Raw genomic sequence first — 12,357 nt, 5'->3', positions numbered from 1 at the left:
GGGGGCGGGTGGGAACTTCGGCATCGTCACCTCCTTCGACTTCGTGGTCGACGAGGTGGGCGACGTGGGCTGGGGCTTCCTCACCCAGGTCGCCGAGGACCCCGCCGACTACCTGCTCCGCTGGGGCGCCGCGGTGGAGTCCGCCCCTCGCGACCTCTCCAGCTTCCTCGTGCTGGGTCCGCCCCGGAACGGCCAGCCCGCCGTCGCCCAGTCCCGCTCCGTCGTGGAGTCGTCGGACCCGGAGGTCGCGTCGATCGCGCCCCTCTACGACCAGGAGGTGACGATCACGTCGTACGCCTCGATCATGCAGAACGCCGGCGGCACGCCGCACGTGGCGACCGGTGAACCGCTGGCTCACAGCGGCCTGCTCGAGCACATCACGCCCGAGTTCGCGGCGGCGGCCGCCGCGGCCCTGGCGAGCGGCGCGATCCACTTCTTCCAGATCCGCTCCGTGGGCGGCGCCGTCTCCGACGTCCCTCCCGACGCGACGGCCTACGCCTACCGGTCGGCCAACTTCCAGGTGACGGCCATGGGCGCCAGCCCGTCACGCATGGCCGAGGTCTGGGCCACCCTCTACCCCTTCTTCGACGGCCTCTACCTCAGCTTCGAGACCGACCAGAGTCCCGATCGGCTCGCGGACGCCTTCCCGCCCGCCACCCTCGCGCGGCTCCAGGAGCTCAAGCACCGCTACGACCCCGACAACGTCTTCCGGCACAACTTCAACCTGGCCCCGGACGCCTCTCCAGCCGCGGTGTCGACCTCAGGTCACCGTCACGGTCGGTGGGCCCACACGAAGTCGACGTAGCCGTCGGCGACGTCGGGGCCGGCGCAGAGCATCCAGTGTGCACCCGGCTCGAGCCGACCAGCACCAGCGTCACCAGGTAGCCCAGCTCGACCTGGTTCCGCTCGAATCGGCCGTCCAGACCGGCCAGGTAGTCGTCGAACAGGTCGGCTCGGGTGCCCAGCGCCAGGTGCGCGAGGTCCGAGCCGACCGGCGCCGCGCCCACTGGTGACCGCCCAGCCAGAGCACGTCGGGCAGCTCGCCCGCTCCCTGCCACGCGCCGAGGTGCCCCGCCGTCCGTACGTCGGCCTCGTCGCCCGTCAGGTCCTCCAGGTACACCGCGCCGTCGAGCACGCCGTGGCAGTGAGGTGCCCGCAGGCCGGTCCGGCCGGCAACAGCCCTGACGCGTACGCGAGCTACTCGCGTCGCCAGTACGCCCAGTGCCGCGGGTCGTCGGCCCCGTGCCGGTGCCGGCCGGAGGTCAGCGGCCGGAAGTCCTTTCGCACGACCGCGACCTCGTCCCCGTCGCCCAGCCGCAGGGGTCAGCCTCGTGAGACCGGCGGTCGCCGCGCCGGTGCCACCGAGCAGCGCGGTCTCCCGGACGTCGACCACCTCGGGTGCGGGCCGGCCGGTGGGGCTCTGGAGGACAGGATCGGGCACGGCGCGGGCGGGCACGTCCTCACGAGAGAGCAGTAGTCCTTACGGACGTCGGATGCATTGCCGATAGCTAACCTCGAACCATGATGGCGCCGCACGGCAAGCTCCGCTACCGGGCGAAATGCGCTGACTGCCCCTGGGAGGGGCGGCAGTTCATCCGCTACGGCATGGCCGACGGAGCAGCACACGACCATGCCGACGCCCACACCCACATCACCTTCGTCGTCGACCAGTACGACCTGCGCATCGCGGGTTCCACCATCCGGCCGAAAGAGCCTCGGCGCGCGTAGGGGCCTGGCCTCAGCGGCGGACGCGGTAGCGCACGTGGGTGGCCTCCGGGGTGTCGATCACCCGGATCACCTCCAGCTGCACCCGCGACGGCAGCACGTCGATCAGCCGCCGGCCGCCGCCGAACAGGACCGGCACGATGTGGAGCTGGATCTCGTCCAGCAGCCCCGCCTCGAGCGCCCGCTGCGCGGTGTAGGCGCCGATCACGTGCACGTTCCGGTCGCCGGCGGCGGCCTTCGCCTGCGCCATCGCGCTCTCGATGCCGTCGGACACGTAGGTGATCAGCGGGTAGTCGGCGACGGACGGGGGAGCCGGGCGATGGCTGAGCACGAACGCCCGGACGTCGTCGCCGTGGTGGACGCCGCCCCAGTGGTCGGCGTGCTCGGCGGTGCGCCGGCCCGATACCACCGCACCGGCCGCGAAGATCTGGCCCATCAGCTCACCGGCCGGCCCGGACTCGCGGATCGCGCCCTCGGGGGTGAAGGCCCAGTCGTGCAGCGTGAAGCCGTCGCCGCCCGGGTTGTCCGGGTCGTCGTCGTTCGGGCCCGACACGAACCCGTCCAGTGACATCGACATGTCCAGCACTGCCAGTCCCACGATTTCCTCCTGTGACTCGATCCGGAATCCTGCGTGGACCGAGCCAACCACGTGGCACTTTCACGAACGCTTCATGATGCGAATCCGCTGTCGTGCGGGCGTGACCATCCGTCGCATCCTGTAAGCCGCACGAGCACCGCGGCCACGGCGACGCCGGAACCGCCACGACGTCGGCCAGAGTGACTGAGCCCCGGACAGTGCGGCCAGGCACCCGAGGTGGGGGTCTGGTGGAGACGAGGGGAATCGAACCCCTAACCCCCGCCTTGCAAAGGCGGTGCTCTGCCAATTGAGCTACGTCCCCTGGTGCGGAGCGACGCCGCGCTGAGCGAGGGGCCGAACCGCGCCGACAACCATAGCGCGTGACCGTGCTGGACAGCGAATTCTTCACCCGCGCCGGCCGGAGGGCCGGGAGATCTGCAGCTCTCCCGGCCCCCGGCTACGCGAGCCGCTCGACCGCGTACGCCTTCATGGCGTCACGGAGGTACTCGACCAGCGCGTCGTCGCCCTGGCCGATGTTCCGCCGGAAGCGGTCGTCGTCGACGTAGAGATCGGCGAGGCCCTGGTAGGCCTCGCGGTTCGGCGTCCAGAACAGGCAGATCCACTGGTAGTGCTCGTCGATGACCTCCTGCACCCGCGCGTCGCCGACGGGTACGCCGTCGGCGCGCAGGGCGGCCAGTGCGGTCATCGCCGCACCGAAGCCCGACCGGGCCTGGTCGGCCTGCTCCTTCGACCAGCCGCGCATCCGCGCGGTCGCGTCGTCGATGGCGTGATCGCCCCAGCGGGCGCGCGCCTCGTCCTCGTACGGGTTCTGCTCGAACCCCGCGAACATCGAGTTCGCCGTCATGGTCCCTCCCTTCTCCAGGGTGGTCATGGTGTCCTCCACGGTCGCCACCAGCCGGTCGAGCCGGTCGCGCTCGGCCAGCAGCCAGGAGCGATGCCGCCGCAGTATGTCGACCGCGGCGGCGCCGTCCTGGGCCGCGAGGACCTCGCCGATGGCGTCGAGGCCGAGCCCGAGCTCGCGCAGCAGAAGGATCCGCTGCAACCGCAGCAACTGCTCCTGCTCGTAGTGGCGCCGGCCGCCGTCGGCCGTCCACGCCGGCTCGAGCAGGCCGATCGCGTGGTAGTGCCGCAGCGTCCGCGACGTCACGCCCGACGCCCGCGCCACCTCATTGATCGACCAGCTCATGGTGGGTTCCGTGTCGTTCACCGGATCGGACTCTCCGATCCGTCCACGACGATATTCGTTGACGCTACGTCAACTTCAACCCGAAATCCGGAACCGAACAAGCAGAGGGCCACGCGAGCCCTCGCACAGCGGCGAAGGCCACACGTGGCCGTCGAGATCGATCAGATCAGCGCGGGTCGGCGGGCGGGATCGGATCCGTGGCCTCGGCCCACAGGTCCTGCTCGGCCCGTCCGGACTGGTAACGGCGGTAGCCGAGGTAGCCCACCAAGGCCAGCCCCGCTCCGAACAGGATCTTCTTGTTGAACACGATGGTCCGCCTCCAGACGGTGGTTCGACATCTCGTGTGAGGTTAACGCAGAGATCGGCGTCACATCACAGTGACGTCCGAATCACCGGAGCATCCCTTCCATCCGCGCGATCTCGGCGTCTTGCACGTCGACGATCTGTTCGGCCAGCTCGCGCGCCTCGGCGTCGGAGCCCTCGGCGAGCTGGTCCTCCGCCATGTCGACGGCGCCCTGGTGGTGCTCGATCATCATCGTCAGCCACATGCGCTCGAACTCCGCGCCGGTCGCGGCGCCCAGGGCGGCGAGATCCTCGTCGCTCAGCATGCCGGCCATCTCGTGGGCGTGACCGCCCTTCAGCGGCGGCGGGACGAAGCCCCACCGCTCCAGCATGGCGGTCATCTGGTCGATCTCCGGCTGCTGGGCCCCCGCGATGGCGGCCGCGAGCTCGACGAGCTCAGGGCTGACGCCGTCGGCCGGCAGCAGATCCGCCATCTCGACGGCCTGGGCGTGGTGCGGGATCATCTGCCGCGCGAACTGGACGTCCGCCGGACCGTACTCGTCATCACCGGAGCCGGACTGGGACGTACCGCACGCGAGCGCCACAGCCAGGACGGCGGTCAGGATCAGCAGCCGCGACACCGTCCTCACGGGCATCGAGCCTAGCCCAGGGCCCGAGACAGCACGAAGCCCTGCCGACCGCGTCGACGGCCCGGCCGGTGCTCCCCACACCGGACCGGAAACGCACGTCATGAGGGAGCGGCACCCGACCCACCGTCTCAGGCAGCCGTGCCGACCGCATCACACCCTTCGATGAGCCGACCGCCTGAGCCAGCCGACGATCGCAGTAGCCACGAACAACACGACCCCGATGATGCCCAGCCAGAAGATGCCCTCGATCGCAAATCCCACGATCGACAACACCAACCAGACGGCCAGCAAGACGACCACAAGAACCACCATGATCGGAGCTGTACCCGGCTCACAGCATGACAATCCATACTCGCAGGCGGCATGAGGGGCGCCCGACCCATCCAGCCGCGAAGCCCGCCGCACCTGGCGACGCCGTGATCACTCCCCGGTCCGCTGCTGTGCGGGCATGAAAGTGGCCCTACCGATCGCATCGATAGGGCCTCTGAGCTGGGTGGGCCTAACAGGACTTGAACCTGTGACCTCTTCCTTATCAGGGAAGCGCTCTAACCGTCTGAGCTATAGGCCCGGGATGTCGCACAACCAGTGCGCCGCAGCAGCGTACCTCACCCGCGGCGGCCGACCCAAACCGGCTGACCGCCGCTCGCCGGAGCCGGCTCAGTCGTCCTCGGCGAGGGTGAGCTCGAGGCCGCCGAGCAGGCTCGCGGACAGGTTGTACAGGAACGCGCCCAGCGTCGCGAGCGCCGTGAGCAGCACGACGTCGACCACCGCGATGAGGGTGGTGAAGCCGAGCACGCGGGACAGCTCGATGTACTGGTTGATGTCGATGCCGGAGTTGGCGTCGGACGCCGTCATGTCGGTGATGACGTCGTCGATCGAGCTGAACACCCCGGCGGCGTCGAGCACCGACCAGAGCACCGCGACCGCTACGAAGAGCGTGATGCCCAGCGCCACCGACAGCAGGAACGCCGTCTTCATGACCGACCACGGGTCGACCCGCAGCAGCCGCAGCCGGGCCTTGCGAACCCGGCCGGGACGGCGCGAGCTGCTGGAGCGCGACGGCGTGGGGGTCTGCCTGGGCGGGATGGACGGGCGGGGTGCGGCCGGGACCGCCTCGAGGCTGGCCTGGGTGTCGGCGGCGGTGGTCGATGGCGGCACGGGCGCGGCGGGAACCGGACCCGGCGGCGCCGGGAACACCGTGGGCGGCGCTCCACCCTGCTGGGCGACCAGCGACGGCGGCGGCACCGGCCCCTGGGGCTGCTGCGCGGGCTGGACGGCGGGGGCGGCGGCGGCAGGGGCGGCAGCGGAGTGCGCGGCCCCGGCCGGCGACCCGTTGGGCGAGGACGACCCGGGCTGCGCCGGACGCTGCCCGCCGCCGTTCTGTGCCGGTGCGCCGTTGCCGGGCTGGTCGCCGGGACGCGACCACGGGTTCTGCGTGGAGTCCTGCGCCGAGCGCGGCGTGGTGTCCTCGCGCGTGCGGTTGCGGGTGGCGACGCGCGCGGCCGCCGCACCGCGCTGGCCGGACTCGGCCTGCTGGCGGCGGTTGTCGACCGCCGGATCGGGGGCGTTGCGCGGCCCATTGGGCGATCCGTTACCGCTGGGAGCCCCGGGCTGTGCGCCGTTGGACTGCTGGTCCTGCCCTCGGTCGGCCGGAGGCGCGCTCTTGTTGCGCGCGTCCTGGTCGGTCCCCGGACGCCCGGTCGCGCCGCTGCTCGTCACGAGCCATCACCTTCCGCGTCGATCTCGGAGTCCACCACGTCCTCGATGGACTCCTCCACCGAGTCTGCCTCGGCACTGTGCGCGATGGCGACGACGACATCGTCACCACCGAGCGCAACGTACTTGACCCCCATGGTGTCACGACCCTTGGCGGGAACGTCCGCCACAGGGCTGCGCGTCACCCCTCCGGATGCCCGGATGGCGAGTACTTCGTCGCCGTCGCCGACGACCAGAGCACCCACGAGTGAGCCTCGGTCTTCGTTGATCTTCATGGCCTTGATACCCAAACCCCCGCGTCCCTGAACACGATATTCCTCGACAACGGTTCGTTTGGCGAATCCACCATCTGTGACGGTAAAGACGTACGAGTCGGTTCCATCGCGCACAACGGACATCGAGAGCAGTTCGTCGCCGTCGCGGAACTTCATGCCGAAGACGCCCCCGGTGGACCGGCCCATGGGCCGCAGTTGCTCGTCGGTGGCGGTGAACCTGATGGCCTGCGCCTTGCGCGACACCAGCAGGATGTCGTCGTCAGCGCTGACCAGCTCGGCCCCGATCAGCTCGTCGTCCTCGTCGCGGAACAACACCGCGATGACGCCACCGGAGCGGTTGGAGTCGTACTCGGTGAGCCTGGTCTTCTTGACCATGCCGTGCTTCGTGGCGAGCACGAGGTACGGCGACTGCTCGTAGTCCTTGAGCGTGAGCACCCGGGCGATCTTCTCGTCGGGCTGGAAGGCCAGCAGGTTGGCGACGTGCTGGCCCTTGGCGTCGCGCGCCAGCTCGGGCAGCTCGTACGCCTTGGCGCGGTAGACCCGGCCGCGGTTGGTGAAGAACAGGATCCAGTGGTGCGTGGTGGTGACGAAGAACTGGTCGACGACGTCGTCCTCGCGCAGCTGCGCGCCCCGCACGCCCTTGCCGCCACGCCGCTGCGAGCGGTAGAGGTCGGCCTTGGTGCGCTTGGCGTAGCCGCCGCGGGTGATGGTGACGACCACCGGCTCCTCGGGGATGAGGTCTTCGGCGGTCATGTCGCCCTCGGCGGGGATGATGCGGCTGCGACGATCGTCGCCGTACTTCTCGACGATCTCGGCCAGCTCTTCGCGGATGATGGTCCGCTTGCGCTCGTCGGACTCGAGGATGGCCTGGAGCTCGACGATGTCGGCGACGAGGGTGTCGTGCTCGTTCTGCAGCTCGTCGCGCGACAGCGCCGTCAGCCGGCGCAGCTGCATGTCGAGGATGGCCCGGGCCTGCAGTTCGTCGATGTCGAGCAGCTGCATCAGGCCGGTCTGCGCCTCGTCGGCGTCGGAGGACCGGCGGATCAGCGCGATGACCTCGTCGATGGCGTCGATGGCCTTGAGCAGGCCCAGGACGATGTGCAGGCGCTCGCGCTTCTTGCGCAGCCGGAACTCGGTGCGACGGCGGATGACCTCGATCTGGTGCGTGACCCAGTGCCGGACGAACCCGTCGAGCGGCAGGGTGCGCGGCACGCCGTCAACCAGGGCGACCATGTTGCAGCCGAAGGTGTCCTGCAGCTGGGTGTGCTTGTAGAGGTTGTTGCGGACCACCGACGCGACGGCGTCGCGCTTGAGCACGACCTCGATGCGCATGCCGGTGCGCGACGACGAGTTGTCCTTGAGGTCGGCGATGCCGGGCACCTTGCCGGTGTCGGCGAGCTCGGCGATCTTGCGCAGCAGGGCATCGGGGTTGACCTGGTACGGCAGCTCGGTGATGGCCAGGATGGCCCGGCCGCGGCTGTCCTCCTCGACGTCGACGACGGCGCGCATGGTGACCGAGCCGCGGCCGGTGCGGTAGGCCTGCTCGATGCCCGTGGTGCCGACGATGAGCGCGCTGGTGGGGAAGTCGGGGCCCTTGATCCGCGCGAGCAAGGCGTCGAGGAGCTGCTCGCTGTCGGCGTCGGGGTTGTCGAGATACCAGTCGACGCCGGCAGCCACCTCGCGCAGGTTGTGCGGCGGGATGTTGGTGGCCATGCCGACCGCGATGCCGCCGGAGCCGTTGACCAGCAGATTGGGGAACCGCGCCGGCAGGACGTCGGGCTCGTCGCTGCGACCGTCGTAGTTGGGGGAGAAGTCGACGGTCTCTTCTTCGATGTCGCGCACCATCTCCATGGCGAGCGGCTCCATGCGGCATTCGGTGTATCGCATCGCCGCTTGCTTGTCATCGCCCCGGGAACCGAAGTTGCCCTGGCCCTTGACCAGCGGATACCGCATGGACCACCACTGGCCGAGACGGACCAGGGTGTCGTAGATGGCGGTGTCACCGTGCGGGTGGTAGTTGCTCATCACCTCGCCGACCACGCGCGAGCACTTGTAGAACCCGCGGTCGGGGCGGAAGCCGCCGTCGTACATCGCGTAGAGCACGCGGCGGTGCACCGGCTTCAGGCCGTCGCGGACGTCGGGCAGCGCCCGGCCGACGATGACCGCCATGGCGTAGTCGAGATAGCTGCGCTGCATCTCGACCTGCAGGTCGACCGGTTCGATGCGTCCACCGGGCCCGGGCGCGTCGCCTGCCGTGGTGATGTCGTTCGTCACGAGTGGTTCCTCCAGGTGCGGCCTGCCGGCCGCACATCAGGTATGACGCGCGAGACAGCCTGACGGTTGTCTGCGGCCCCGTTGTGTTTCATGTCCTGCTCGGTCGGTTCGTCTCGCGCCGGGCTCAGATGTCCAGGAAGCGCACGTCGCGGGCGTTGCGCTGGATGAACTTGCGCCGGCTCTCGACGTCCTCGCCCATGAGGGTGGAGAACACCTCGTCGGCGTGCGCGGCGTCGTCGAGGGTCGCCTGCAGCAGCAGCCGCTGGGCGGGGTCCATGGTGGTCTCCCACAGCTCGTCGTCGTTCATCTCGCCGAGACCCTTGTAGCGCTGGATGCCGTTCTCCTTGGGCAGCCGCTTGCCGGTCTCCTGACCGGCCTGGAGCAGCGCGTTCCGCTCGCGGTCGGAGTACGCGTACTCGGGCACGGCGTCGCGGCCGGCCCACTTGATCTTGTAGAGCGGCGGGCAGGCCAGGAAGACGTGGCCCTGCTCGATGACCGGGCGCATGAACCGGAACAGCAGCGTGAGCAGCAGCGTGCGGATGTGCTGGCCGTCGACGTCGGCGTCGGCCATCAGGACCACCTTGTGGTACCGCAGCCGGTTGAGGTCGAGCTCCTCCTGGACCCCGGTGCCCAGGGCGTTGACGATGGCCTGGACCTCCTGGTTCTGCAGGATGCGGTCGATGCGGGCCTTCTCCACGTTGAGGATCTTGCCGCGGATCGGCAGGATCGCCTGCACCCGGGAGTCGCGGCCCTGCTTGGCCGGACCGCCGGCGGAGTCGCCCTCGACGATGAAGAGCTCGCACTCCTCCGGGTCGGTCGACTGGCAGTCGGCCAGCTTGCCGGGAAGCCCGGCACCGCCCATGAGCCCCTTGCGGCTGCGGGCCGCGTCGCGCGCCTTGCGGGCGGCCACCCGGGCGATGGCGGCGCTCTGTGCCTTGCGGGCGATCAGCTTGCCCTCGGTGGGGTTCTGCTCGAACCAGGCACCGAGCTCGTTGTTGACGACCTTCTGGACGAAGCTCTTCGCCTCGGTGTTGCCGAGCTTGGTCTTCGTCTGCCCCTCGAACTGCGGCTCGGCCAGCTTGATGCTGACGATGGCCGTGAGTCCTTCGCGGACGTCTTCGCCGGAGAGGTTCGGGTCCTTCTCCTTCAGCACGCCCCACTCGCGGGCGAACCGGTTGACCAGAGTGGTCAGCGCCGCCCGGAATCCCTCTTCGTGCGCACCGCCCTCGTGGGTGTTGATGGTGTTGGCGAACGTGTGCACCGACTCGGTGAACTGGTCGTTCCACTGCATCGCGACCTCGAGGCTCATGGCCTGGCCGTCGCCGTCCTCGGACTCCGCCTCGAAGTCGACCACGGTGCGGTGCACCGGCGACTTGGCGTTGTTGAGGTGGTTGACGTAGTCGACCAGTCCGAGGTCGTACTTGTAGCGGACCTCGCGCGGCTCGGAGCTCTGGTCGCTCTCGACGTCTTCGTCGGCGCCCGCGTCGATGCCCTCGGGCCGCTCGTCGCGCAGGACGATGGTCAGGCCCTTGTTGAGGAACGCCATCTCGCGGAACCGGGTCGACAGCGTCTCGAAGTCGTACTCGGTGGTCTCGAAGATGTCGGGGCTGGCCCAGAACGTCGTGGTGGTGCCGGTGCGGTCGGACTCCTCGTGCCGCTCGAGCGGCGCGTCGGGCACGCCCAGCGAGTAGGACTGCGTCCACCGGTAGCCGTCGCGGTGGATCTCGAGGTCGACCTTGCGCGAGAGCGCGTTGACGACGGACACACCGACACCGTGCAGGCCACCGGAGACCTTGTAGCCGCCGCCGCCGAACTTGCCGCCGGCGTGCAGGACCGTCATGACGACCTCGACCGCGGGCCGCTTCTCGACCGGGTGCATGTCGACGGGGATGCCGCGGCCGTTGTCGATGACGCGGACGCCGTCGCCGGGCAGCAGCGTGATCTCGATGAGATCGCAGACCCCTGCCAGTGCCTCGTCGACGGAGTTGTCGACGACCTCGTAGACCAGGTGGTGCAGACCTCGCTCGCCGGTGGAGCCGATGTACATGCCGGGACGTTTGCGGACCGCTTCGAGACCTTCGAGTACGGTGATGGCGCTGGCGTCGTAGGACGTGGTGTCCGTCACGAGCGGGGGACCTCCTGCCAGGGATCAGGCCGCACCGTGCCACCTGCAGGCCGCTGAGAGGGCCCAGGAAGACCGCGCGGCCTGGATGGACACCGCCATTCTACCTTGTGCCGACGCGAGAATGCGCGTTCTACGGCCCTGAACGCCCTGTGGAGCCGCGTAGATCGCCGCGCATGTGTCCCCATACCCACACCGGGAGCCGCGGCGACGCTGAGGCCCATCTGGCGCCGCGGAGCGGATCGGCGGAATTCGGTCAGCCGTAGGTGTCGCGCGGGCCCCGGCCGGGCACGCTCCGCGGACCGCGCCGCCAGCTCGGCGCCTGCGGTCCGCGCACGTCGACCCTGGTGACAGAGCCGTCGCCGATCTCTTCGTTGAACCGTCGGACCAGCTCGGGCGCGAACAGCCGCACCTGCGTGGCCCAGGCCGTGGAGTCGGCCCGCACGCTCAGCACGCCGTCCTCGTAGTGCTCCGGCTGGACGTGCGCCGCGACCTCGGGGCCGACGAGCTGGTCCCAGCGGGCCACCGCGCCGTGCACCGCGAGGTCCTCGCCCCAGCCGTGCTCGCCGATCAACTTGTCCACGGCGGACCCCACGGCCTGGGGATCGCGCTCGTCGGAGCCCGGGCCGCTCCAGCCGGCCCCGGGCGCGCGGTAGCGGGACTTCCAGGTGGTGCCGCCCGAGCGGCCGCTCTTGGGGGCCGGTGCGCGGCGGCCCTGCCGTCCGGCCACCTTCGCCCGCGCGAGCAGCGCGTGGGCGAGCTCCTCGCCGTCCGGGTTCCACGTGAAACCGTCCGGGGGGCCGACAGGGTCCGTGGCCGGCGCCGGCAGCTCGACACCGGGCGCCGGAACGGTGACATCGTCGTCGTCACTCATGGACCGCGATCACCCTTCCGCCACACCTCACCCTAGACCCGCCGGACCTCGCCGCCGAGCACATCGACCCGGGCGCCGCTGAGCCCGACGGGGACGTCGCCCGCGACCGCGGCTGTGACCAGCACCTGCTCCGCACCGGCCGTGAGCTCGGCCAGGCGGTCGCGCCGGCCGGAGTCGAGCTCGGCGAAGACGTCGTCCAGGACCAGCACGGGGTCGCTGCCGGTGGAACGCAACAGCTCGTAGGAGGCGAGTCGCAGCGCCAGCGCGAACGACCACGACTCGCCGTGGCTGGCGTACCCCTTGGCCGGCATGGGACCGAGGGCGAGCACGAGGTCGTCGCGATGCGGGCCGATCAGTGACACGCCGCGGTCGACCTCCTCGCGGCGGACCCCGGCCAGCGCCTCGAGCAGCGCGGCGGCCAGCGTCTCGCGCGACGGGACCAGGTCGGCCCCCGGACCGAGCGAGGACTTGTACGTGAGCTGTGCCTCGCGGTCGCCGGAGGTCCCCGATCCGCCGGCCACCGCGTCGTAGGCCTTGGCGACCAGCGGACGCAGCGCCTCGACGAGGTCGAGGCGGGCGGCCAGCAGCTCGGCCCCGGCCTGCGCCAGGTGGGTGTCCCAGACGTCGAGCGTGCTGAGGTCGGGCCCCCTCCCGC

The 12,357-nt window shown here is 70.2% G+C and carries 13 protein-coding genes and 2 tRNA genes; 2 read left to right on the top strand and 13 right to left on the bottom strand.

What is annotated here, in order from left to right; all coding sequences use genetic code 11:
* The coding region (locus E1212_RS28025) for a BBE domain-containing protein (RefSeq protein ID WP_203417353.1) at positions 1-805 on the top strand (805 nt) is incomplete at its 5' end.
* Between the two features lie 69 nt (positions 806-874).
* Here E1212_RS28025 and E1212_RS28020 read toward each other — a convergent pair.
* Positions 875-1,135 (bottom strand): hypothetical protein, encoded by a 261-nt coding sequence (locus E1212_RS28020; RefSeq protein WP_131988656.1) that lies wholly within the window; start codon positions 1,133-1,135, stop codon positions 875-877.
* 386 nt (positions 1,136-1,521) lie between these two features.
* Between E1212_RS28020 and E1212_RS28015 the strand changes: the two genes are divergently transcribed.
* Positions 1,522-1,728, top strand: coding sequence for a hypothetical protein (locus E1212_RS28015; RefSeq protein WP_131988654.1), 207 nt, complete (start codon positions 1,522-1,524; stop codon positions 1,726-1,728).
* Between the two features lie 10 nt (positions 1,729-1,738).
* On the opposite strand, the gene E1212_RS28010 is transcribed toward E1212_RS28015, so the two are convergent.
* The 12 genes from E1212_RS28010 to E1212_RS27965 all read right to left on the bottom strand — a co-directional run.
* Positions 1,739-2,302: a dihydrofolate reductase family protein gene (locus E1212_RS28010; protein ID WP_420814451.1), complete on the bottom strand. Its 564-nt coding sequence runs from the start codon at positions 2,300-2,302 to the stop codon at positions 1,739-1,741.
* A gap of 246 nt (positions 2,303-2,548) precedes the next feature.
* Positions 2,549-2,624 (bottom strand) — tRNA-Ala (locus E1212_RS28005).
* A gap of 135 nt (positions 2,625-2,759) precedes the next feature.
* Positions 2,760-3,530: a MerR family transcriptional regulator gene (locus E1212_RS28000; RefSeq protein WP_203417352.1), complete on the bottom strand. Its 771-nt coding sequence runs from the start codon at positions 3,528-3,530 to the stop codon at positions 2,760-2,762.
* 145 nt (positions 3,531-3,675) lie between these two features.
* Positions 3,676-3,816 (bottom strand): DLW-39 family protein, encoded by a 141-nt coding sequence (locus E1212_RS30205; protein ID WP_203417351.1) that lies wholly within the window; start codon positions 3,814-3,816, stop codon positions 3,676-3,678.
* Positions 3,817-3,898: 82 nt separating this feature from the next.
* Positions 3,899-4,447 carry a DUF305 domain-containing protein gene (locus E1212_RS27995; protein ID WP_131988651.1) on the bottom strand — a complete coding sequence of 183 codons (549 nt, stop codon included), beginning with the start codon at positions 4,445-4,447 and terminating at the stop codon, positions 3,899-3,901.
* Positions 4,448-4,591: 144 nt separating this feature from the next.
* Positions 4,592-4,753, bottom strand: a complete 162-nt coding sequence (locus E1212_RS30200; RefSeq protein ID WP_203417349.1) for a hypothetical protein — start codon at positions 4,751-4,753, stop codon at positions 4,592-4,594.
* Between the two features lie 182 nt (positions 4,754-4,935).
* Positions 4,936-5,009: transfer RNA gene (locus E1212_RS27990), tRNA-Ile, on the bottom strand.
* 89 nt (positions 5,010-5,098) lie between these two features.
* Positions 5,099-6,160: a DUF3566 domain-containing protein gene (locus tag E1212_RS30195; RefSeq protein WP_238992517.1), complete on the bottom strand. Its 1,062-nt coding sequence runs from the start codon at positions 6,158-6,160 to the stop codon at positions 5,099-5,101.
* Positions 6,157-8,706, bottom strand: coding sequence for a DNA gyrase subunit A (gyrA, locus tag E1212_RS27980; RefSeq protein ID WP_238992516.1), 2,550 nt, complete (start codon positions 8,704-8,706; stop codon positions 6,157-6,159). Before gyrA ends, E1212_RS30195 begins: the two co-directional genes overlap by 4 nt.
* Positions 8,707-8,830: 124 nt before the next feature.
* Entirely contained in the window at positions 8,831-10,831 is a 2,001-nt protein-coding gene (gyrB, locus tag E1212_RS27975; protein WP_203417348.1) for a DNA topoisomerase (ATP-hydrolyzing) subunit B, read from the bottom strand.
* Positions 10,832-11,084: 253 nt separating this feature from the next.
* On the bottom strand, positions 11,085-11,702 hold the full coding sequence (locus tag E1212_RS27970) for a DciA family protein (RefSeq protein ID WP_131988647.1): 618 nt from the start codon (positions 11,700-11,702) through the stop codon (positions 11,085-11,087).
* 32 nt (positions 11,703-11,734) lie between these two features.
* A partial coding sequence (locus E1212_RS27965) for a DNA replication/repair protein RecF (protein WP_131988645.1) occupies positions 11,735-12,357 on the bottom strand: 623 nt, incomplete at its 5' end.

This window comes from Jiangella ureilytica (genome assembly GCF_004348545.1).
Taxonomy (GTDB): domain Bacteria; phylum Actinomycetota; class Actinomycetes; order Jiangellales; family Jiangellaceae; genus Jiangella; species Jiangella ureilytica.
The sequence above is the reverse complement of the archived record's forward strand: the minus strand, read 5'-3'. Positions and strand labels throughout refer to the sequence as shown.